24 protein-coding genes and 1 riboswitch are annotated in these 20,246 nt (G+C 50.7%); of the genes, 13 read left to right on the top strand and 11 right to left on the bottom strand.

What is annotated here, in order from left to right; genetic code table 11:
* Window positions 1-114 precede the first annotated feature (114 nt).
* The 3 genes from ACZ520_RS16615 to ACZ520_RS16605 are packed head-to-tail and all read left to right on the top strand — an operon-like array spanning window position 115 to window position 2,844.
* Window positions 115-768 (top strand): hydrolase, encoded by a 654-nt coding sequence (locus tag ACZ520_RS16615; RefSeq protein WP_374031337.1) that lies wholly within the window; start codon window positions 115-117, stop codon window positions 766-768.
* Window positions 713-985 (top strand): DUF1427 family protein, encoded by a 273-nt coding sequence (locus ACZ520_RS16610; protein WP_464126608.1) that lies wholly within the window; start codon window positions 713-715, stop codon window positions 983-985. The genes ACZ520_RS16615 and ACZ520_RS16610 overlap by 56 nt, the downstream gene beginning before the upstream one ends.
* Window positions 986-993: 8 nt before the next feature.
* Complete coding sequence (locus ACZ520_RS16605) at window positions 994-2,844, top strand: amidohydrolase (RefSeq protein WP_464126606.1); 1,851 nt, start codon at window positions 994-996, stop codon at window positions 2,842-2,844.
* A gap of 82 nt (window positions 2,845-2,926) precedes the next feature.
* Here the strand turns inward: ACZ520_RS16605 and ACZ520_RS16600 are convergent, their stop codons facing one another.
* The 5 genes from ACZ520_RS16600 to ACZ520_RS16580 all read right to left on the bottom strand — a co-directional run bounded on the left by ACZ520_RS16600 (window position 2,927) and on the right by ACZ520_RS16580 (window position 5,696).
* A complete protein-coding gene (locus tag ACZ520_RS16600; RefSeq protein WP_464126604.1) occupies window positions 2,927-3,313 on the bottom strand; it encodes a hypothetical protein in 387 nt (128 codons plus the stop codon).
* Between the two features lie 152 nt (window positions 3,314-3,465).
* Window positions 3,466-4,182: a transcriptional repressor LexA gene (gene lexA, locus ACZ520_RS16595; RefSeq protein ID WP_226988073.1), complete on the bottom strand. Its 717-nt coding sequence runs from the start codon at window positions 4,180-4,182 to the stop codon at window positions 3,466-3,468.
* Window positions 4,183-4,304: 122 nt separating this feature from the next.
* On the bottom strand, window positions 4,305-4,973 hold the full coding sequence (locus ACZ520_RS16590; RefSeq protein ID WP_464126602.1) for a hypothetical protein: 669 nt from the start codon (window positions 4,971-4,973) through the stop codon (window positions 4,305-4,307).
* A gap of 57 nt (window positions 4,974-5,030) precedes the next feature.
* The gene (locus tag ACZ520_RS16585) at window positions 5,031-5,372 is read right to left on the bottom strand and encodes a hypothetical protein (protein ID WP_088564060.1); all 342 of its coding nucleotides are present in this window, start codon (window positions 5,370-5,372) and stop codon (window positions 5,031-5,033) included.
* A gap of 102 nt (window positions 5,373-5,474) precedes the next feature.
* Window positions 5,475-5,696 (bottom strand): hypothetical protein, encoded by a 222-nt coding sequence (locus tag ACZ520_RS16580; RefSeq protein WP_374031332.1) that lies wholly within the window; start codon window positions 5,694-5,696, stop codon window positions 5,475-5,477.
* 172 nt (window positions 5,697-5,868) lie between these two features.
* Here ACZ520_RS16580 and ACZ520_RS16575 point away from each other — a divergent pair, with 172 nt between their 5' ends.
* Entirely contained in the window at window positions 5,869-6,759 is an 891-nt protein-coding gene (locus ACZ520_RS16575; protein ID WP_088564061.1) for a M14 family zinc carboxypeptidase, read from the top strand.
* Window positions 6,760-6,771: 12 nt separating this feature from the next.
* Here the strand turns inward: ACZ520_RS16575 and ACZ520_RS16570 are convergent, their stop codons facing one another.
* Window positions 6,772-7,641, bottom strand: a complete 870-nt coding sequence (locus tag ACZ520_RS16570) for an endonuclease I family protein (protein ID WP_464126599.1) — start codon at window positions 7,639-7,641, stop codon at window positions 6,772-6,774.
* Window positions 7,634-7,731: riboswitch (purine riboswitch) on the bottom strand. It overlaps the preceding gene by 8 nt.
* 134 nt (window positions 7,732-7,865) lie before the next feature.
* Complete coding sequence (locus ACZ520_RS16565; protein WP_088564062.1) at window positions 7,866-8,396, bottom strand: hypothetical protein; 531 nt, start codon at window positions 8,394-8,396, stop codon at window positions 7,866-7,868.
* 179 nt (window positions 8,397-8,575) lie between these two features.
* On the opposite strand from ACZ520_RS16565, the gene ACZ520_RS16560 reads away from it, so the two are divergent.
* Window positions 8,576-8,977 carry a hypothetical protein gene (locus ACZ520_RS16560; protein ID WP_374027639.1) on the top strand — a complete coding sequence of 134 codons (402 nt, stop codon included), beginning with the start codon at window positions 8,576-8,578 and terminating at the stop codon, window positions 8,975-8,977.
* An 11-nt stretch (window positions 8,978-8,988) separates the two neighbouring features.
* Here the strand turns inward: ACZ520_RS16560 and ACZ520_RS16555 are convergent, their stop codons facing one another.
* The 3 genes from ACZ520_RS16555 to ACZ520_RS16545 all read right to left on the bottom strand — a co-directional run bounded on the left by ACZ520_RS16555 (window position 8,989) and on the right by ACZ520_RS16545 (window position 11,100).
* Complete coding sequence (locus ACZ520_RS16555) at window positions 8,989-9,354, bottom strand: AgmX/PglI C-terminal domain-containing protein (protein ID WP_464126596.1); 366 nt, start codon at window positions 9,352-9,354, stop codon at window positions 8,989-8,991.
* A gap of 358 nt (window positions 9,355-9,712) precedes the next feature.
* Entirely contained in the window at window positions 9,713-10,669 is a 957-nt protein-coding gene (locus ACZ520_RS16550; protein WP_011165832.1) for an aldo/keto reductase family protein, read from the bottom strand.
* A 29-nt stretch (window positions 10,670-10,698) separates the two neighbouring features.
* Entirely contained in the window at window positions 10,699-11,100 is a 402-nt protein-coding gene (locus ACZ520_RS16545; RefSeq protein WP_011165831.1) for a hypothetical protein, read from the bottom strand.
* Between the two features lie 148 nt (window positions 11,101-11,248).
* Between ACZ520_RS16545 and ung the strand changes: the two genes are divergently transcribed.
* The 8 genes from ung (at window position 11,249) to ACZ520_RS16505 (ending at window position 18,825) form a co-directional block, all read left to right on the top strand.
* The gene (gene ung, locus ACZ520_RS16540) at window positions 11,249-11,938 is read left to right on the top strand and encodes a uracil-DNA glycosylase (protein WP_088564065.1); all 690 of its coding nucleotides are present in this window, start codon (window positions 11,249-11,251) and stop codon (window positions 11,936-11,938) included.
* A 132-nt stretch (window positions 11,939-12,070) separates the two neighbouring features.
* Entirely contained in the window at window positions 12,071-12,382 is a 312-nt protein-coding gene (locus ACZ520_RS16535; RefSeq protein ID WP_464126593.1) for a hypothetical protein, read from the top strand.
* A 41-nt stretch (window positions 12,383-12,423) separates the two neighbouring features.
* A complete protein-coding gene (locus ACZ520_RS16530; RefSeq protein ID WP_038448587.1) occupies window positions 12,424-12,840 on the top strand; it encodes a sll1863 family stress response protein in 417 nt (138 codons plus the stop codon).
* Entirely contained in the window at window positions 12,840-13,892 is a 1,053-nt protein-coding gene (locus tag ACZ520_RS16525; RefSeq protein WP_464126591.1) for a 3-dehydroquinate synthase family protein, read from the top strand. Before ACZ520_RS16530 ends, ACZ520_RS16525 begins: the two co-directional genes overlap by 1 nt.
* On the top strand, window positions 13,885-15,060 hold the full coding sequence (locus ACZ520_RS16520; RefSeq protein ID WP_232468994.1) for a 3-phosphoshikimate 1-carboxyvinyltransferase: 1,176 nt from the start codon (window positions 13,885-13,887) through the stop codon (window positions 15,058-15,060). The genes ACZ520_RS16525 and ACZ520_RS16520 overlap by 8 nt, the downstream gene beginning before the upstream one ends.
* The gene (locus ACZ520_RS16515; protein WP_374031322.1) at window positions 15,057-16,883 is read left to right on the top strand and encodes a shikimate kinase; all 1,827 of its coding nucleotides are present in this window, start codon (window positions 15,057-15,059) and stop codon (window positions 16,881-16,883) included. Before ACZ520_RS16520 ends, ACZ520_RS16515 begins: the two co-directional genes overlap by 4 nt.
* Window positions 16,880-17,905: a chorismate synthase gene (gene aroC / locus ACZ520_RS16510; protein ID WP_464126588.1), complete on the top strand. Its 1,026-nt coding sequence runs from the start codon at window positions 16,880-16,882 to the stop codon at window positions 17,903-17,905. Before ACZ520_RS16515 ends, aroC begins: the two co-directional genes overlap by 4 nt.
* Before the next feature lie 20 nt (window positions 17,906-17,925).
* Window positions 17,926-18,825, top strand: a complete 900-nt coding sequence (locus ACZ520_RS16505) for a 1,4-dihydroxy-2-naphthoyl-CoA synthase (protein WP_015092483.1) — start codon at window positions 17,926-17,928, stop codon at window positions 18,823-18,825.
* 362 nt (window positions 18,826-19,187) lie between these two features.
* Here ACZ520_RS16505 and ACZ520_RS16500 read toward each other — a convergent pair whose 3' ends face one another.
* On the bottom strand, window positions 19,188-20,243 hold the full coding sequence (locus ACZ520_RS16500; protein WP_464126586.1) for a S1 family peptidase: 1,056 nt from the start codon (window positions 20,241-20,243) through the stop codon (window positions 19,188-19,190).
* Window positions 20,244-20,246 lie beyond the last annotated feature (3 nt).

Below are 20,246 nucleotides of genomic sequence, written 5' to 3'. Positions count from 1 at the left end.
CCTATCATCTCGATTTAAAATAACAAATTTCTTTTATCAAAGTTAATCGCTATCTTTTTAAAAAACAGGGGAAACCCACTCACAAAATTGAAAAATAAAAAAGGGGATATCAACATGGCAAAAGCAACTGCAACACCGGCAAAATCACTTCTGACTCCAAAAGATCACACTCTGATCCTGATCGACTTCCAAAGCCAGATGGCTTTCGCAACCAAATCCATCGACACCACATTGCTTCGTAACAATGCAGCTCTGGTTTCGAAGGCAGCCAAGTCCTTCAACGTGCCAGCGATCCTGACCACGGTGGCGGAAAAGTCTTTCTCGGGCCCGATGTTTAGCGAAATCACGCGCACCTTCGAAGGTCAGAAAATGCTGGATCGCACTTCGATGAACACCTGGGAAGATCAAGCCGTGATTGATGAAGTCAATCGCATCGGTAAAAACCGTATTGTCTTTGCAGGTTTGTGGACCAGTGTTTGTATCGTCGGCCCTGTTCTTTCTGCTTTGGAGCAAGGTTTTGAAGTCTATGTGATTGCTGACGCCAGCGGTGATATCAGTGAAGAGGCCCACAACCGCGCCATGGATCGTATGGTTCAGGCGGGTGCTCGCCCAATCACATCTTTGCAATATCTGTTGGAGCTGCAAAGAGACTGGGCTCGTGGCGAAACTTATGCGTCGACAACCAGCATTGCCAAAGAGGTGGGTGGCGCTTATGGCCTGGGCATCGACTATGCCAAAACTATGTTCAACGCTCAAGAAGGCCACTAGTGTGCGGCCCTACATAATATCATTAGTGGTTGGATTGCTGGTCGGGATCATTTACGCTGGTCTGCGTGTGAAATCACCAGCGCCACCCGCAATCGCCCTTGTGGGATTGCTGGGAATGCTGATCGGGGAAAGTGTCTTTCCCCTGATCAAAGACCGCCTTTTTCCACCAGCCGAGCCCGCTCGGATTGAAAAACAAGAACTGAATCGCTTCAAGTAAGGACAACCATGGATCAGAAAGCCAGCCTCGTATTTATCAACGGAAAAATCTCCACCATGAACCCGAAACAACAGGACGCCACTGCGGTGGCGGTTCTGGGTGACAAGATTCTGTCGGTGGGGTCTGACAAAGATGTGATGAAAAATGCCGCGGCCGACGCGAAGGTCGTCGACTTGCAGGGGCGTCGTCTGATTCCAGGCCTGATTGACAGCCATATTCACGTGATTCGTGGGGGCTTGAATTACAACATGGAGCTTCGCTGGGATGGCGTAGATTCTTTGGCTGTGGCCCTGCGCATGTTGAAAGAGCAGGCGCAAAGAACTCCGGCCCCACAATGGGTGCGAGTGGTGGGCGGCTTTACCGAATTCCAGTTCCGCGAAAAAAGACTTCCGACCATTCAGGAAATCAATGAGGCATCCCCGGACACGCCGGTGTTTATTCTGCACCTGTATGACCGCGCTCTTTTGAATGCGGCGGCCGTGCGTGTGTGCGGCTTCACCAAGGATTCTCCGAACCCTCCGGGGGGAGAGATTCAGCGTGATGCCAACGGCAATCCCACAGGCATTCTGATTGCGAAGCCCAATGCCCTGATTCTTTATTCGACTTTGGCAAAGGGGCCGAAACTTCCGGTAGAGTACCAAAAGAATTCCACTCAGCACTTCATGCGCGAGCTGAATCGCCTGGGTGTGACCGGAGTGATTGATGCTGGTGGCGGTTTTCAGAACTATCCGGATGACTACACGGTGATTGACGAACTGGCGAAAGAAAAAAAGCTGACTCTGAGAATCGCCTACAACTTGTTCACGCAAAAACCGAAAGGGGAACTGGCGGACTTCAAAAATTGGACTGAAACCGTCAAGTTCGGACAGGGGGACGATTTCTATAAACATAACGGCGCTGGCGAAATGCTGGTTTATTCCGCCGCGGACTTTGAGGATTTCAGAGAACCCCGCCCGGACATGCCGGAAAATATGGAAGAGGATCTGGAAGCAGTCGTGCGTGTGCTGGTCGAAAAACGCTGGCCGTTCCGCATGCATGCCACTTACAACGAAACCATTGAGCGCGCTTTGAATGTGTTTGAAAAAGTGAACCGCGATATGCCTTTCAACGGCATTCACTGGTTCTTTGACCATGCAGAAACGATTTCAGAAAAGAACATCGAGCGTGTGAAAGCATTAAACGGCGGGATCGCGGTTCAGCACCGTATGGCTTACCAGGGTGAATACTTTGTGAATCGTTACGGTAAAGAGGCGGCGATGCGCACACCTCCGGTTCAGGAGATGTTGAAGGCGGGTGTGCCAGTGGGCGCCGGAACGGATGCCACTCGCGTTGCAAGTTACAACCCGTGGATGAGTCTTTACTGGCTGACAACTGGTAAAACTGTGGGTGGTCTGAAAATGTATCCGGATGAAAGATGCCTGGATCGCGCCGAAGCACTGAAACTTTGGACGATGAGCAATACCTGGTTCTCGAATGAAGATGGCACTCGCGGTCAGATCGTTCCAGGGCAGCTCGCTGACTTTGTGGCCCTGAGTGCGGATTATTTCACCGTGCCGGTGGAAGACATCAAAGACCTGCAGGCGGTGATGACGGTTGTGGGTGGCAATGTGGTGTATGGTGCTGAAGAATTCAAGTCGCTGTCTCCGGAAATTCCGGCGGCGATGCCTGACTGGTCCCCGGTGCGCACTTATGGCGGCTACCAGGAAAGATCTTCGGCTTCCAAGCATGCACTGGCCAGCATTCATAATGCTTTCAGCCATGGCTGTTGCGGGGTTCATGCGCAAACCAAAAAGGTGCGCAGCTCTTTGGAAGAAGTCGCCTTGGACTGGAGCATGGGTTGTTCTTGCTGGGCTTTCTAAATTATCAGACAGACAAAATAAAAAAAGCGCCCACGTCGAAAAGACGGGGCGCTGGTATTCATATAATTAGTTCCAATCGAACTTAGAGTTGTCCCAATTGTTTCAAGCCCTCTTCGGTTTTTTTGCATCCTTCTTTGAAGGTGTTGCTGGAGATGTCAGTAATTTCGTATTTTACTTCAGCCTTGCAAGTCACACCCTCATGTTGGGGGAATAGTTTTTTACAGGCTCCGTGAGCGGCTTTCATTTGCGCCAGGATTCTGTCTTCATTCGGAATCCCGCCCAGAAGGATTTGCAGGTGGTTGAACTCCAGAAGGACATTGTTATAGCTGGTGATGAACTCCTGGGTGCAGTAGCCGTTGGCATCCACAGAGTTTGTTTTGGCGTTGGTTTCATCACTGCCGCCACCACCGGCACAAGCAGTCAGCATGGACATAACAAGAACGGTGCTTAGAAGTTGGATGGTTTTCATTTTAAATCCCCTTTGTTTTCTGTCCCAGTTTTCAGAAGCTGGAACTAAATTTTAGAAAAACAGCGGGTTTTATCCGTCCCCGCTGCGGTATCCGATATGGACGACTCGCGGAGACGTAAAAGCAATGGCAGTGCCAGGGGATTTAATAGGAATTAGAACTTACGGATCAGGCCGACAACGATTCCACGGATTTCAACCTCATCAGGAGTGTACCACATGGATTTCATCGTTGAATTAGACGGGCGCAGTTCCACCATCTTATCTGCGTCCCCAGTTTCCGGGCGGGGGCGCAGATAGAAGCGTTTCACGGTGGCTTCATTATCTACCGTTGCCACAATGATGTCGCCGTTGTTGGCGGAATTCTGTTTCTGAATCAAAATGATGTCTTCATCAAAGATCCCGTCTTCAATCATGGAATCGCCCTGCACCTTCAGTGCAAAGGATTTGGAAGGATTTCTGACCATGGAAGGGGGGACGTCCACGAACTCGTCGTGTTTGATGGCTTCAATAGGTTGGCCTGCCGCCACTTTCCCAAGAAGGGGAAGTGACAGGATCTCGTCACGAGCCTGGAGGAGCTGAGTGCGAGGAGATCCTGTCTTCGTCGAGACCGTTTTCGATTGCAGCTGATCCTGAACCGCCGAAGCGGAGTGGAGCACCTGAATGGCTCGCTTCAAGTTCTGGGGATTTGAGATATATCCCTTGTTCGTCAACTGCTTCAGATAATTCTGAACCGAGTTGAACGAAGCCAGACCGAAGTGATCCTTAATTTCTTGATATGACGGCGAAACTCCTGAACTTAAGATGTGCGCCTCGATAAATTCGAGGACGGATTTTTCTTTCGGTGTCAGTGGTGGGAGGGGCGTTTTCATCGTCATAACTTACATATGAACTTACAGTGTAAATTATATGTAAGTCAATAGCCTATTTTCAAAAAAAGAAAGGACCAGCCCTTGGGCCAGTCCTTCGTCATTTTTTGCGCTGGAAGCGGGTTTTATTGCTTCTCAGGGGCTTTTCCAGCCTCGTCATGCTTCGGTGCCGGGCCTTTGTGCGCTGGGCCGTTTGCAGGGCCATGATGGCGGCGGGAAGCATCCACCAACTTTTTGGTGGCTGGGTCCACCGGTTTATCAACAGCCTTCAGGATTTCAGCGATGCGGTTCAGGTTCGTTGCCCAGTCGGTGAAGATGATCTGGTTGGCCGCCGCATTCACATTCATCTCGCCATCACGCGAAGGCAGGATGCGCAGATCGCGATTCAGATCCAAAACAGAAACATGCTTCAGCGTCGCCACCCAGGTGTACATGCGCTGAGGTGAAATCGCAGGAACTTCCGAACTGACCTCGATCAAATCACGCTGCACATTGCGCGCGGATTTCACCACCATCACGTCGTTTTGTTTGCTGATCGCAAAGCCGTTGGTGGCAAGGGCGATGGAAAGCTGATTGAACGCTTCAGCCGGCTCCAGAGCCTCTTGATTATAGATTGAGATTTTTCCGCGCACGCCCGGATCAATAATGAACTTTTGACCTGTGGCCTTCGAGTAAATCTCGATCACCTTGGTCAGTTCCTCGTTATTGAAATACATTTTGATTTTGTCGGCAGCAGACGCCTGGGACAGAGTAAGAATGGAAACAAACAAACTTGAGATAACGTACTTAAGCATGGATCCTCCTAGCGCTGTTTAGGCTAGGAGACCTTCCAAAGACGGGCAAGTCCAGCTTTACAGCAGACCCGCCACGCAAGATGCCAGCGCCTGTTCAGCGTAAGGGGATAAAACCATGCGGACGTGGTTGTCGCGAGTGGTGGATTCAGTATAAAGATCGCTGACGTCGTTCATATGCTCAATCAGGCAGCCGGCCTTCTGGGATTTGATTTCCATTTTAACCAGGCACTTTTTATTGCGCACAGAGCAGCGGATGTCGTTGTAATGAACTCCAGGGGTCAGGTTTTCCTGATTCAGGGTCGCCAGCAGCGTGGTCTCGTCTTGAGACGACAAAAAGGCCTGGGCAGGAGATGCTGCCAAAGCCATGATTGCGGCAAGTGCGATAGTGATTTGTTTCATAGAAGCCTCCTTGTTTCTAACTTGCTTCGAAAGCTAGTTGTAACAAGCAGGCCATCATGGGTAAAAGGTATATAAAGAATTCAGATATGCACGTTTAGAATATTATTCCTTACGTGGGCATTCTTTCTTATCGTCATTGCAGACAGGTTTGATATCAGCAACCACAGGCTGTGACTCGGAAGCCACTTGGCGGGTGATCACCGGGATCGGTGTGGAGTTTTTGGCGTGGCTTACCGGCGCCATTGAGCAGTTTTGATAAAACAGTATCACGACGGGATTGATTACCAGCATCGCAACGAAACTAAAACTACCTCTATTCAACATACTTGCCTCCACACTGAGTCCTAATGGTCACACCCTTTCTTTTACGGACGAAAGCCTGCAAGACTTTAGTCAATTTGTAAGGATTCTCAGCTTGATTCAAAAAAAGCCACTTTCTCATCTTGAGAGAATTCGCAGACACAGCGATAATGATTGCTGAGTGGTTAAGAGGACTATGAAAGCATTAATTTTTAGCGCGATCCTTATGACAGTTGTTGGGGCGAAGGCGAACTTCCCTGATCTTCAGCAAGACTGTATCAATGAGCTCAAAAAATTTCCGGGCGCTTGGGACGACAAGCTTTTGCATCAGGCTTGTGCCAAGGTGCAAATCGACACTCAGTGCGTGAGTGCCGAAGGCCGGCCTATCTATCATTATGAAAAGATCTCTTCCACCCCTGGAGCCAAAAAGGTTCTGGTGTTCAGTATGATTCACGGAGATGAAACGCCGGCAGGCACCGTGGGCCGTTACTGGATGGAGCGTCTGGAAGGCATCGATCCGCGCAATTCCTGGCGTGTGATTCCGGTGTTGAACCCGGATGGCGTGAAATACAAAACCCGCTACAACGCGAACAAGATTGATATCAACCGCAACTTCCCAACCAAAGATTGGGATGCGGGGGCTTTGACTGCGTGGAGGCGTTCTACGGGCTCCAACCCACGCCGTTTCCCGGGTAAAGAAGGTGGCAGTGAGCCAGAAACCAAGTGCGCGATGAAGCACCTTGGTGACTTCCAGCCGGATTTTATCGTATCTGTTCACACACCGCTCAAAGTTTTGGATTACGACGGACCGAAAGTGAAATCTCCGCCCAAGTTTGATTACCTTCCTTGGAAGTCCCTGGGGAACTACCCTGGGTCCTTGGGTCGTTACATGTGGGTCGAGCGTTCAACACCGGTGCTGACGATGGAACTGAAAGACAATCTGCCGCCGAATCTGGCGCCGTTTGATCAGCTTCAGGATATTATCGGGACGCTGGTGAAATACGAAACCTCTGCAGAGCAAAAAAAAGAGGAGACTTCCACAGCCTCCTCTCCAACGAGCTTTTTACCTGTCGCCTTGGAACACTAGTTCCAGGGCTTTCTAGAAATCACCGATAGAATCTTCAAGACCCGGGAAATCGATGAACGGGTTTCTGTTCCCTTGCATCTTGTGGATCTCGTCGTTGCGGCTGATTTCTTCATCATCAATTGGATCTTCTTTGGACCACTTGCGCAAAGTCGCTTCCTGACGGGAATCAATTGGCAGGTCATATCTTACAGAGAAATAGAACAAAGCGCGAGCCACGTTGCCGCGGTGATTTGCCGGTGGCATGAACACGTCAGCGCCACCCTGGGAAGCACGACCGAAGCGGGATACTCGGCATTTCAATGGTTTTCTGTCCTGAACAACTTCACCAAATGGGTTGTTGCCGCGGATAGAGTTCATTTCATTGTCAGTAGGGTACAAGTGGTGCATGTCAGCTTTCTGCATGCTCTTGTTGTGGCGGCCAGAGAACTTGGATTGCGGCCAGGTGTGCTCAGTGTTCACAATGTTGCCGTCGGGAATTCTGCCCGGAGCCGGAGCATTGCCGCCGCGGAAATCAGCAGAGCCGCGGATAGAGTCGCAGTAAACGTCCTTCACGGCATAGTCCCCGTGACCTTCATCAACCAAATAGAAAGAACCCAGAAGGAAGGTGCGAGCGCCGTCGTAACCCAGAGAAACATGCTGATAGCAGTTGTCGCCGCTGCAGCCGTTCACGATCTGATCGTAGCTGCCGTTCACACGAAGGTGGAAACTGCGAAGAACAAACTGAATGTTCTTTTTCAGATCGTCGTTGGAAATTCCGGAAGCCAGATCGTGGTGGAATTTTTCGCCATAATAAGGAACATCGCCGGAAGAAGGAGCTGCAAAAACGAATTGCCCACAAAGCGTGGATACCAGCACCAGAAGAGAAACTGCGGTCAACTTCACAAAGAACCTCCATAGTCAGGCATTTGAGGTGCCTGGTAGAAACGCTGCGCCCTATTCGCAGCATATACGGGGAAACACTATGAAGTTATTTCCAAAAGATTCCGTGGTTGCAACAACTTAATGAAAACCAACCGTATACAAACAAATTTGCGCGGCGCGGAGGTGTCATATTCGACAAATTATCGGAAACAGGGCGGTTTTTAGCCCTGCTTTTTAAGATTTTTTCAGAAAACTCTCTGGCATTTCAGGCGCAGGTCCCAGATTTTTTTCCACTCATTTTGGAATATCAAAGCCGCTTCGCGGGACTGAACAGTCAGGCGGGCCTGCAGGGATCTTTTGTCCAACTGAAGCTGATTGAGGACATCCGGGGTGTAGGTCAGGGTGGAGCCCTCTTCCAGGGCTTTCATGGTCAGGAACTCTGGGGATTCCTGCATCTCTTCTCCCGCCCAGGCGTGAATGTAGGTGGAATTCAGGAACTTGGTGTGAAGACCCTCGGAGCGGTTATAGATATTTTCATATTGGGAAAGCGGGATGTACTTCAGTTCGGCTTTGGCGTAGCGCTGGCCATCACGGTAAGGCACCGAACCAATACAGACTTCCACCTTGTGCATTTGAAGTTTGGCCAGATCCGGCTTCGTGACTTCGCAGGCGTAACCTTCGTCAGCGGGCCAGTCGGATGTCAGAAACTCTTGGCAGTTATGGGCCCAGGACAGGGCCGGGAACAAAAGCATGGCAAGTACAAGCAGGCGGTTCATGGGTACTCCTGAAAGCGCTGGTTATACCTTAAAGGCCGTGGGCCTTCCAGATGGTGGCCGAGGCGCCTGAAAAAGATTCCGGACTGCTCAAGGTTCAGACAGGTGACAGCGGCTTTCGCGGTGAATCTTGTCGCTGCCAAAGCGTTATGGAATACTGCCGATGTTTCTGGAGGGGTTCCTTGGTTAAGTATTTGATGATGGAGATTGAAAAGTCTCAGCTTATGAAGGCTGTGCATGACAACAACAGCCTGGTGCTGGATCTGGAGTGCATTCTGAGTGTGGTGGATGAAACCACCGACGTTCTGGAAAGAGCCAACAGCAGTGTCACCACTAAAATCACCATCAAAAATCCCCGCCTGAACCGCGTGCCACCTGTGGGCTACGTGTCTGAAGGGCAACTGGAAATCGACGACAAACCAAAAGGTTTCCTGCCGCTGAATCTGGAATACAAAGGCGACTTCCGCCTAAGTCTGACCCTCGGCCCGGATGAATTCGAGACCGAAGGGGATGAGATCATTATCAAGACCGAGAGTTCGGAGATTCCGTCGGGGTATCGTAAAATTCCCGCGATGGGGTGGTAGACTCGCTAATCTTATTTCACGATTAACTCAAGGCTGACCTTGGTTCGGGAGTCTTCGGCGGAAGGTGGAAACTTCATCGCCTTGATTTTGGAGATAATGCAGTCTTCAAATGCAGGATCCTTGAAGTTCATATCGCGAATGCGCGGATTCTTAACAAAACCATCTTCATTTTGAATCCAAACAAGCGTTGCTCTTCCATCCAGGCCCGGCGATCTCTTTACTGCATCTTGGATGCAGGACTTGAAAGCACCTTGATTTTGATCGAGCGTGCGGTTGGTCGCTTTTTCCGTCGCATCCAAACGTTCTTCACGCGTAGGCACATTTGAACAAGAAGCTAGAGCTAGCATCATCAGGGTGAGGATAACTTTTTCTTTCAATTAAAACTCCCGTTATTGGTCGGTCTCGTTGTTGTTCTTTCCACTTCGTTTATGGGCGATCCACGATAATGCAGCAAATGCTGGAAAAATAATAAATGAATATAGGACATGCGTCTTAGCTTCGGGGCCGCATGTAGTTTCCCAAGTACCTAACCCGCTCGCGATACATTGATCCAACGAGTAATCGAATAAAATAACGATCGGGACCAGTAGAATAATAAGGCAGAAAAATATGGCTGATTTTTCTTTATAGGTGGGCATGGTTCTATCTTCTGTGATTTATTTTGGCGGGTACAGTCAAATAGCAGTGAAAGAAAAAGGCTGCGGGGGACTTCCCAGCAGCCTTTTGTTTGTCTCATTAGTAAGCGAAAATCTTTTTAATGTCTTTGTCGATCTCGGGTGTGATTTCAACCTTCAAGGCACCCAGATTTTCCTGCAGTTGTTCGATGCTGGTCGCGCCCAGAATCACGCTGCTGACTCCCGGTTGGGCGGCGGTCCATGCCAGTGCCAACTGCGTGCGGCTGCATTCCAGTTTGTCGGCGATGCCTTTAAGTTCCCACACGCGCTGACTGTTCTTTTCGGTATAGAAGGTGTCCTTCAGCCAGTCGATGCGCGACAGGCGGCCTTCGCTGACGCCTTTGTCGTATTTTCCGGTCAGCATGCCAGACGCTAACGGAGACCAAGTGACCAGGCCCATGCCGTGTTGTTGGGCTTTAGGTTGCACATTGGTTTCAAACTTGTCGCGCACAAGCAGGTTGTACTGTGGCTGTTCGACTTGCGGTTTGTAGTAACCACCCTTGTCGCAGATATCCATGGCTTCCTGAATCTGTTCAGCGGTCCATTCGCTGGTTCCCCAGTACAGAATCTTTCCGTGATGAATTAAATCATCCATGATGCGCACGGTTTCTTCCACCGGGGTTTCGGGGTCATAACGATGGCAGAAATAAATATCCAGATAGTCCGTGCCGATTCGTTGCAAAGACTTGTTCACGGATTCCAGAATGTGTTTGCGGGAAAGACCCTTGTCGTTGATGTCTTCACTCATCGGCCAGAAGACTTTTGATGAAATCACCAGCTCGTGGCGGGGGAAATCTTTTAAAGCTCCGCCCATGATGCGTTCGGATTCGCCTTTGGCGTAGATGTCGGCGATGTCGAAGAAATTGATTCCGGCTTCATAAGCCAGGCGCAGAATGCTGCGGACGGAAGTGAAGTCTTTGACGGTGCCACCAAAGGTGGTCCATCCACCCAGAGAATAGGTGCCGATTTTAAGACCGCAACGGCCAACGCTGCGGTAAGGCATATTGGGATTGAACATCAGGGCCTCCTTGCAGAAGCCCCATTATCTTAATGAAGAACCGGATGTTGCAAGTAATGATTGATTTCGATGATTCGGTCTTGCTGACTGACCACGGAATCCTGAATCGCCACCAGCTTTTGCATCAGATTGTCTTTAGCAAGCCTAATGGCTTCGAAGATATCCTCGTGGACGCCTTCAGCCTCGGCCTTCGCGCCGCCCTCGTTTAAGACGATGGCAATACGATACAGTTTCTTCAGACCCTCGCGGGTGAATTCGCGCCCGTCTGTTTCATACTGGAGCGCAAGTTTTCGGGGATCCCGGGCTACTACCGCAACCACAGTCTGTGGAGTCACAAAGTGTTCAAACTCTGCGATCTGCTGGTAGATAAAGGACTTAACCTCAGGATTTTGCTCAATAAGCTCAATGGTGGGGTTGAGAAGGGTCGTCATAGGCGGCCTCCTTTTCCTCGTAGTTATAGTGTAACAATGGGGTCGAATTTTGTCTGGTCAAGAAGACTGGCACCGAAAAAATAATTTGAAATCGAATAGGTTTGCATTAGAATCCCGAACCTGGACCATAGACCTGTGTCAGATTGAGATGGAAAATATTAAGTCAGAAATCAAATTAGACTCATCTTGGAAGCAGCATCTTCACCTCGAATTTGAAACCGAGCGCATGAAGAAGCTGAAAAACTTTTTATCTGCTGAATACAAGGCGGGTAAAACGATTTATCCCCGTGGCGATGACTATTTTGCGGCGATGAATCTGACTCCTTTTGACAAAGTGAAAGTGGTGATCGTCGGGCAGGATCCTTATCATGGCCCCGGTCAGGCGCACGGACTTTGTTTTTCTGTGCAAGACGGCGTTCGTTTTCCTCCGTCTCTTAGAAACATCTTTAAAGAACTTCACGACGACGTGGGCGCGACCATTCCACAAAGTGGCTCCTTGACCAAATGGGCTCAAGAAGGTGTGTTGTTGTTAAATGCCGTGCTGACAGTCGAGGACGGGAAGGCCGCTGCCCATCAAGGCAAGGGCTGGGAAGAGTTCACCGACAAGATCATCCACGTGCTGAACGAAGAAAAAGAAAATCTGGTGTTCATTCTGTGGGGTTCTTACGCGCAGAAAAAAGCGTCCTTCGTGGATCGCAAAAAACACCTGGTGCTAGAGGCTGTGCATCCATCGCCATTGTCCGCTCACCGCGGATTCTTTGGGACTAAGCCCTTCTCCAAAACCAATGCCTATCTGAAATCCAAGGGTATTGGCGAAATCAACTGGAACCTGGTTTAACTCCTTCGGGGGGCGTCCAAAATAGATCCATCCCGGTGTTTTATATCAAGCCTGCAAGGGTAAAAGCTCTAGTCTTCGCTGGGGACCTTGGCTAAGATATAAGAAGGTCTCAATTATTCACCAGGAGGATTTATGAGATGGCTTGTTATGGTGGCTTTCGTGGCATCCGTCTTTACTGGCTTGAATCCGGCACAGGCGGGTCCGTCGATCCGTTTGGTCGCAAGTGAGCACTCCACAATCACCGCAGACACCGTCAAAAGCATCCGTGCCGATGGCAACGGGCTGCTGGTGGTCTTTGCGAAAACAGCCGGAACCTATTATCTGGATCGTGATGTCATCAACTTTGAGACCTACCGCAGAAAGCTGGAAGAAAGTCTGAAAAATCAGAAGCCTGTCAGCGTCAAGGCCGAGCAGCATCAGCTCAATATTGTTGAAGTAAAATAAGGCCCCGTTGTAAACTGGTCTCCGTCGTAAGGAGACCTTTTATGCGTCATATTGCTGCTGCCTTTGTAGTGTTGTCCCTGGCTTCCCAATCCTTTGCCACTTCCGCTGAAGAAGTGAAAACCAAAACCGCTGAAGCAGCTACGGCTGCGGCTGATTACACCAAAGAACAAAAAGAGCAGTTCCAAAAAGACATGGAAGAAAATCTGGCGAAAATGAAAAAAGAAATCGCCGAGATGAAAGAAGCTGCCTCCAAGAAAACCGGCGAAGCAAAAACTGAGTACAAAGAACAGATCGCTGCTTTGGAAAAAAAGCAGGAAGAAATGAAGAAAGATCTGGCGAAGATGAAGAAAAGCTCTGGCAAAGCCTGGGGCGAAATGAAAAACGGAATGAGCAAAGCGTGGGATGCGATCTCTGATTCCTACGGTAAAGCCAAAGCCCACCTGTCAGAAGAAAAATAATGAAAAAAAGCGCACTGCTCTTCACCACAGAATTACCTCGTCCCGCAGACCTGGGGGAAGAGCTGTTGTTGGTCCACGACGAGATCTTGCCTCGTAAATCCAAAGCCTTTAAAAAATGGATGGCACAGTTTCCACTGCGTTATCCGGTGAAGGCCGGGGAATCTCTTAAATCCGTTCAGAACTTTCCTGAACACATCACCAAGATCGTCAAGCTGTGTGAAGGCGCTTCCAGCCGGCGTTTGACGGTGGTGGTGGCCGGAGGCGGCAGTGTCGGGGACTTTGGCGGCTTTGTTGCCAGCATCCTGAAGCGTGGCGTGCGTCTGGTGCACATGCCCAGCACCTGGCTTTCGGCGATTGATTCTGCTCATGGTGGCAAGACCGCTTTGAATGTGGGATCAGCGAAAAACCAGATCGGCACTTTCTATCCCGCTGACAAGATTGTTTTGTCTCGTTCGTTGCTGATGGCTCAGCCGGTTGCCCGAGCCTTTGAAGGTTTTGGCGAACTTCTTAAGATCGCTTTGATTGCCGGGGGACCGCTGTGGCGGGATCTGGCGAAAGAATACGAAGTGAATGCGGCGGTGCTGTGGAAATACCTTTCCAGTGCCATTGATGCCAAATACAAGGTTGTCGCCAAGGACCCGGAGGAAAAATCCGGTCATCGTCATATCCTGAACCTGGGGCATACTTTGGGTCATGTGCTGGAAACCCAGTACGAACTGCCACACGGGGTGGCGATTAATTACGGGCTGGAGTTTGCTTTGCGCTTCAGCTTGCACAAAAAGATCATCACACCTGCTGAGTACGAAAAGCTGATGCTGGCGCCTGTGATGGGTTACTTGCTGTCACCCGTGCGGGATGAATTGCTGCAGACCAAAGAATCGGTTCTGCGTGAATTCAGAAAGCAGCTTCTTAGTGACAAGAAAAAGACGTCGTCTGAAGTTCTGCGTTTCGTTTTCCTGAAAAAGCCCGGCCAGTGTGTCGTGCGTGAAGTCAGTGTGGATGACATCCTGGTGGAAGTCTGCCGCCAGAAAGAAGATGAACTCAATGGCTGATTTCCGATTTCAGGGCGAGATTCCTGGTTCTAAATCCATTTTCAATCGCGCTTTGATCGTAAAAAGCTATTTTCCCGTGTTGGATCTGCAAGGGCATTCCGAATGTGACGATGTCGTTCACATGCGTGAAGGCCTTAAAGAGATCCGCGAACGCAGCCGCATTGATTGCGGCGAAGGCGGCACCACGTTCCGCTTTATGGCGCTTCGGGCGTCACGCATGCGCGGGGTCCATACTTTAGAGGCCACACCTCGTCTGTTGCAAAGACCGCAAAAAGGTTTGCTGGATTTGTTGTCTCAGTTGGGTGTGCAAACCCAAATCAAGAATCGCGAAATGTTCGTGGTGTCTGAAGGGTGGAAGCGTCCGCGCGCCCCATTGAAAGTAAACACCTCTGAATCCAGTCAGTATGCTTCGGCTTTGATTCTGAACTGCTGGCTTTTGGATTTCGATCTGGAATTTGAACTGGTCGGCGACAAGGTTTCTGAATCGTACTTCCAGTTGACCGTGCAGATGCTGAAAGAATTGGGCATGCGCATGCAGGTTCAGGGCAACAAGTACCTGATCCCGGCCGGCCAGCGTATCAGCAAGCTTGAATACCGTGTGGAATCGGATCTGAGTTCGGCATTCACCATGGCGTCTGCTGGCGCCTTGGTGGGGGGAGCCAAACTTTTGAACTATCCGGTGAAAAGCTCCCAGCCGGACGGCGTCTTTGTCGAGATCTTCAAGCAAATGAACATCGAAACAGAAATGGTCGAAGGCGCTTTGTGTGTAAAGCCTTCCACAGGCTTGCGTGCGGTGAATTGGGACCTTTATCAGTCCCCGGATCTGTTCCCGGTGCTGGCGGTGCTTTGCAGTTGGGCCAACGGCAGCTCCAAGCTTTTCAATGCGCCTCATCTGGCGGCGAAAGAAAGCAATCGCATTGCCAAGATTGCTGATTTGTTTGAACGCCTGGGCATTTCCCATGAAGTCTTGCCGGATGGCATGATCATTCACGGCAACCCCCAGCAAAGCCTTAAAAAAGGCATCACTTTTGATTCCGATCAGGATCACCGTATGGTGATGGCGGCCACTTTGATGAAGCTAAAAGGCCATGACATCACCATTGAAAACCCCGAGGCCATCAATAAGAGTTTTCCAGAGTTCTGGGACATGATAGGTATCAAGGCATGATTACTGTCGTCGTTGGCCACCGCGGAACCGGAAAAACTGAAATGATGAAGCGTCTGCAGATATACCTGCGAGACGAGTCCGCGGAGATCATTGACCTGGATGAATCCATCGAAGAAAAAATCGGAAAAACCATCCCCGAACTTTTCTTAGAGCACGGCGAGGCCTATTTCCGCGAGTTGGAGCGCCAGCTTTTCCTTGAGACTTTGCAAAAGCCCCACACGCAGATGTTCCTGGTGCTGGGGGCGGGCTTTGATCTGTCCGTGATCCCAGAAAACGTGCGCGTGCTGTGGGTTCGTCGTAACACCGATCTTGATGGTAGAATCTTCTTGAACCGCCCACGCCTGAACCCGGAATTGTCTCCGCTGGAAGAATTCCATAAGCGCGCCGTTGTGCGCGAAGCCCGTTATCGTGAACGAGCCGATGAGGTCTATCTGATGCCGGAAGGTCTTTTTGAAAATCGCCATCACGCCATGGCCGTTGAAAAAGCTCTTTTGACTCACAGTCTGCATGACATCGGTGGCGCGGTGACGATCCCGTCCGAAGTCTTTGCGACAGAAAAGCGCTGGGAACTTTTTAAAGCCCGCTTCGTGAACCGAGGTGTGGGTTTGTTTGAGCTGCGCGATGATTTGCTGACCTTTGAACAGATCCAGCGCGTGGTGCAGGAAATGGCCAGCGAGCGCCTGCTGTACTCTTTCCGTAAGGCCCCGGAAAACGCCGAAGCTCTGATACAGGAGCCTTTGATTGCGGTTTTGAATCGTGTCGCCTGGATTGACTGGCCGGTGGAGCTGGGATCACCCGAAGATCTTTTGCGGGTGATTTCGTCTGATAAGCTGATTTTGTCTTTGCACGATGATTCCCGCAAAGAACTGTGGCAGCAGTTTTCTCATCAAGCGGCACAGTTGAAATATGCACCGATGGTCGACACCTTCAGTGATCTGAAGACGGGCCACGAATGGCAGCAAGGCGAACCTTCCCGCCGCAGTTTCTTGCCGCGGTCCCCGGATGGTCGCTGGGAATGGTATCGCCGTTTGCAAAAAGGTCATCAACTGATCAATTTCTGGCGCGAAGGGGATGGCACTGCGGGGGATCAACCTTCGCTCTGGGCATGGATGATGACTCCGACGGTGGTGAATGGTTTTGCTGCGGTTCTGGGTGATCCCGTTCGTCACAGCTATACTCCGCTGGAGCATTCTGATTTCTTCCACAAAATGAATTTGCCGGTCTTCGCAGTCGCTATTTCCCGTGAAGAGTGGGATCAGGCCTTCCCGGTGGTGCAAGGCATGGGGCTTCGTTATGCGGCGGTCACGTCCCCTCACAAAGAAAACGCCGCCAAAGTCTGCAAACATGAAACCCTGAAGGCCGTGAACACTCTTTTCTGGAATGAAAAGACCAGATCATGGCAGGGGACCTCCACCGACGATCAGGGCTTTATGGAACTGATCGAGGGTGTTGGTATGATTGCGCCTTTGCAAAAAGAAATTTCCGTCTGGGGCGGGGGTGGCGTGCTGGAAATGATTGAAAAAGCCCTGCCGCACGCAAGCTTCATTTCTTCGCGCACGGGGAAGCCCCGCGCAGGGTCTGAAGATGCCGAAACCCTTTTGCCCAAGATTGTGATCTGGGCTGCACCTCGCGGACCGGAAACCCAGATGCCACCTGCACACTGGAATCCGGCGATGGTGTTTGATTTAAATTACAAAGAAGATTCCATGGGCCGTGAATATGCCCAGCGCTGTGGCGCCAATTATCAGTCCGGGCTTGTGATGTTCACAGCCCAGGCGCAAGGACAGCGAATGTTCTGGCGCAAGTCCGAGGAGAACGCATGAGTGCAAGTCAGTTCGGTTCCCGTTTTGTGATCACGACTTTCGGTGAAAGCCATGGGACCGCTTTGGGCGTGGTGATTGACGGATGTCCGGCCGGAGTGAATTTTGACGAAGCACTTCTAAAAAAAGAACTGGAACGCCGTCGTCCCGGTCATCATGGTTCGGGTCAGATTGTGTCCGGTCGTCAGGAAGCAGATGCTCCGGAAGTTCTGAGCGGCGTTTTCGACGGTAAAACCCTGGGCACGCCGATGGCGATCATTGTGCGCAATCAGGATGCAAGATCTCAGGATTATTCTGCCATCAAGAATTCCCCGCGTGCGGGCCATGCCGATGACATGTGGAGGAATAAATTCGGTCACAGCGATCATCGTGGGGGCGGCCGGTCTTCCGGTCGTGAGACGGTGTCCCGCGTGATGGCGGGGTCTGTGGCGCAGATGATGATGAAACACGTCAGTGCGCCAACCAAGGTGATTGGTTATGCCTCACAAATTGGTCCGATGACTTTGACCGATGCCGAACGCGCGGAAGTCAGCAAGAAGGACATCGATTCCTTCCAGGCAAGATTTCCCTCCAGCCGCGATCAGGAAGTGGCCGCGCTTTTAAAGAAAGCCCAGGACAACGGCGAAAGCCACGGCGGCGTGGCTGAGATTCTGATTCAGAATCCACCAGCCCATTTGGGTCAGCCGGTGTTTCATAAACTGAAATCCGATCTGGCGATGGCTTTCTTGAGTGTCGGGGCCACCAATGGCTTTGAGCTGGGGCTGGGCTTTGAGTCCGCCGAAGTCAAAGGCACGGAATTCCATCAGGGCCCTCAGGACGCCTATGGCGGCATCCGCGGCGGGATTTCCACCGGGGAAAGCATTCTGCTGCGGGTTTCCTTTAAGCCCACAAGTTCGATTCTGGATGTGGCAAAAAAAGGCCGCCACGATCCCTGCATCGTGACCCGTGCGATCCCGGTGCTGGAGGCCATGACATGGCTGGTGTTGGCAGATCACTACTTGTGGTCTAAAACTGATCGCATCTAGATTCAATAAAGAGGTTTTAAATGGTTTCTGATATTTTCAATCCAGAGTGGTGGACGGAAGTTCCTGGTTTTAACTTCAAGGATATTACTTATCATCGCGCTAAAGATCAGGGCACAGTTCGTATTGCCTTCAATCGCCCTGAAGTGCGTAATGCCTTCCGCCCACAAACCGTGGACGAGCTTTACACTGCTTTAGAGCACGCTCGTATTTCTGCTGATGTTGGTGTGGTTTTGATCACGGGTAACGGTCCTTCTCCGAAAGACGGTGGTTGGGCGTTCTGTTCTGGTGGTGACCAGCGCATCCGCGGTAAAGACGGTTACAAGTACGAAGAAAAAGAAGCTCAAGGCAAAATGGATCTGGCTCGTCTGGGTCGTTTGCACATTCTGGAAGTTCAGCGCCTGATTCGTTTCATGCCGAAAGTGGTTGTGGCGGTTGTTCCCGGCTGGTCCGTGGGTGGCGGTCATTCCCTGCACGTGGTGTGTGATATGACGATCGCCAGCCAAGAGCATGCGATCTTCAAACAAACGGATCCGGACGTGGCAAGCTTCGATTCTGGTTACGGTTCTGCATACCTGGCCCGTATGGTGGGTCAGAAGCGTGCTCGTGAAATCTTCTTCCTGGGTCGCAATTACACAGCTCAAGAAGCCTTCGATATGGGCATGGTGAACGCCGTGGTTCCGCACAAGGATCTTGAAAAAGTGGCGTTGGAATGGGCGAAAGAAATGAACTCAAAAAGCCCGACAGCGATGCGCATGCTGAAGTATGGCTTCAACATGATCGATGACGGTCTTGTTGGTCAGCAACTGTTTGCGGGTGAGGCGACTCGCTTGGCTTACGGAACCGAAGAAGCCGTGGAAGGACGTAATTCCTTCGTTGAAAAACGTCCGAAGGATTTCTCTAAATTCCCTTGGCACTACTAGGCTCCAGATTCAGAAAATAATAAACTCTTAAAACACGGTCCGAAAGACCGTGTTTTTTTATTTAAAACCAGCCTAACGATTTGAAAATCCCTATCAAGTGCCAGTGCTTGAATACAGCTGTCTTTGTTTGATGCCGGGGAGGACAATAGGGTCATGAAACCAGCTATCTTCTTCCTACTGTTAGTGTTCGTAGGACTGGCATTCTGGGGATGCCCAACGAAGAAGTATATTCCTGACCCAACACCACCAAAACCTGAAGTGCAGATCCAAACCATGCGTTATGATGAAGTTCTAAGACAACATGGGCAGGCCCCACCCGTGGGACCTCGCCAGGACCAGCGTCGAATGCTGGCTATGAATTACTAGAAAATGCTGATTCCTACAGACAGGAAGGTTTCGGAAGAATCCTGCGGGCTCATGCCGGCTTCAATGTTAAAGCCCATGCCCGACAAATAGATCATCGCATAGTTGCGCTCGTTGTATTCTTCAAACGTCAGGCGTTTGTAGCCAACGCCCGCATAGAATGGCAGAAAGTTGGCCGTTTCAAAGTACCAGCGATAAGCCAAAGCCAAGCCGCGGTACTCAATATCTTCTTTGGATGAAGACACGGAACGCTCAACACCCACCAGAAAGCGGTCTCGCAACCAGATGCTCAAGTCCAACGCCAAAGCATTGTCCTTAATTTCTTTGCCGTTGTGATGAAGGCTGACGAAGGTTTCTTTTACATTCAAATCAAAGCTGGCTTTGGCATCCCGAGAGCTGAACGTGCGCGACGGCTGGTCTTTCAGTGTCGCCAGTTTCGCCGGATGAATCATGCGCCCGATGCTGCCCGCAGCTTTGCGCACGTACTTGGCGGAAACCACGCCGATGATTTCACCCTGATCATTCAAAACCGCACCGCCGGAATTCCCCGGGGACACGGACATGTCGGTCAGGAAATTTTTGTCAGAGTTGATTTTGGTGACCATGCCTTTGGTGAAGTTGAAAAGCATGTCGTTGTTCAGATTTGTATCGAAATCCAGTCTTGTCCCGAACGGGTGCCCGATGGTGGCGCATTCCTGGCCCACTTTGATGGAAGCAAGGTTTGCAAACTTCAGGGGCGTGGCTTTCGCCGGAGCATCCAGGGTCAGAATCGCGATGTCATTGTCTTTGTCCCAGCGGCTGATGGTGGCGCTTTGCTGGGTCACGACCTTGTCGTTTTCAAGCCATTGAACGGTGATCGGACGAAGATCAAAAACACAGTGGCGGGCTGTTAGAATTTCTGTCGGGGAAATCAAAGCGCCGGAACAAACCCCGCCTTTAGAGCGGATCACCGGAATTGCGGGACGCGCTTTTTCAAAGACCGCAGACCATACGGTGTCTGCGGCAGTTGCCGGAAGAGCCACTGCCATCAGAAGAACGCCAAATAGGAATTTCATAAA

The sequence above is a fragment of the Bdellovibrio sp. BIS2 genome (assembly GCF_055398295.1).
The sequence above is the reverse complement of the archived record's forward strand: the minus strand, read 5'-3'. Positions and strand labels throughout refer to the sequence as shown.

Coding starts and splice junctions, on each gene's coding strand:
- ACZ520_RS16530 (WP_038448587.1), top strand. CDS start 12,424: ATGCGTCATATTGCTGCTGCCTTTGTAGTGTTGTCCCTGGCTTCCCAA.
- ACZ520_RS16580 (WP_374031332.1), bottom strand. CDS start 5,696: ATGTTGAATAGAGGTAGTTTTAGTTTCGTTGCGATGCTGGTAATCAAT.
- ACZ520_RS16585 (WP_088564060.1), bottom strand. CDS start 5,372: ATGAAACAAATCACTATCGCACTTGCCGCAATCATGGCTTTGGCAGCA.
- ACZ520_RS16500 (WP_464126586.1), bottom strand. CDS start 20,243: ATGAAATTCCTATTTGGCGTTCTTCTGATGGCAGTGGCTCTTCCGGCA.
- ACZ520_RS16525 (WP_464126591.1), top strand. CDS start 12,840: ATGAAAAAAAGCGCACTGCTCTTCACCACAGAATTACCTCGTCCCGCA.
- ACZ520_RS16590 (WP_464126602.1), bottom strand. CDS start 4,973: ATGCTTAAGTACGTTATCTCAAGTTTGTTTGTTTCCATTCTTACTCTG.
- ACZ520_RS16575 (WP_088564061.1), top strand. CDS start 5,869: ATGAAAGCATTAATTTTTAGCGCGATCCTTATGACAGTTGTTGGGGCG.
- ACZ520_RS16565 (WP_088564062.1), bottom strand. CDS start 8,396: ATGAACCGCCTGCTTGTACTTGCCATGCTTTTGTTCCCGGCCCTGTCC.
- ACZ520_RS16605 (WP_464126606.1), top strand. CDS start 994: ATGGATCAGAAAGCCAGCCTCGTATTTATCAACGGAAAAATCTCCACC.
- aroC (WP_464126588.1), top strand. CDS start 16,880: ATGAGTGCAAGTCAGTTCGGTTCCCGTTTTGTGATCACGACTTTCGGT.
- ACZ520_RS16545 (WP_011165831.1), bottom strand. CDS start 11,100: ATGACGACCCTTCTCAACCCCACCATTGAGCTTATTGAGCAAAATCCT.
- lexA (WP_226988073.1), bottom strand. CDS start 4,182: ATGAAAACGCCCCTCCCACCACTGACACCGAAAGAAAAATCCGTCCTC.
- ung (WP_088564065.1), top strand. CDS start 11,249: ATGGAAAATATTAAGTCAGAAATCAAATTAGACTCATCTTGGAAGCAG.
- ACZ520_RS16550 (WP_011165832.1), bottom strand. CDS start 10,669: ATGTTCAATCCCAATATGCCTTACCGCAGCGTTGGCCGTTGCGGTCTT.
- ACZ520_RS16535 (WP_464126593.1), top strand. CDS start 12,071: ATGAGATGGCTTGTTATGGTGGCTTTCGTGGCATCCGTCTTTACTGGC.
- ACZ520_RS16615 (WP_374031337.1), top strand. CDS start 115: ATGGCAAAAGCAACTGCAACACCGGCAAAATCACTTCTGACTCCAAAA.
- ACZ520_RS16610 (WP_464126608.1), top strand. CDS start 713: ATGGCCTGGGCATCGACTATGCCAAAACTATGTTCAACGCTCAAGAAG.
- ACZ520_RS16515 (WP_374031322.1), top strand. CDS start 15,057: ATGATTACTGTCGTCGTTGGCCACCGCGGAACCGGAAAAACTGAAATG.
- ACZ520_RS16505 (WP_015092483.1), top strand. CDS start 17,926: ATGGTTTCTGATATTTTCAATCCAGAGTGGTGGACGGAAGTTCCTGGT.
- ACZ520_RS16600 (WP_464126604.1), bottom strand. CDS start 3,313: ATGAAAACCATCCAACTTCTAAGCACCGTTCTTGTTATGTCCATGCTG.
- ACZ520_RS16520 (WP_232468994.1), top strand. CDS start 13,885: ATGGCTGATTTCCGATTTCAGGGCGAGATTCCTGGTTCTAAATCCATT.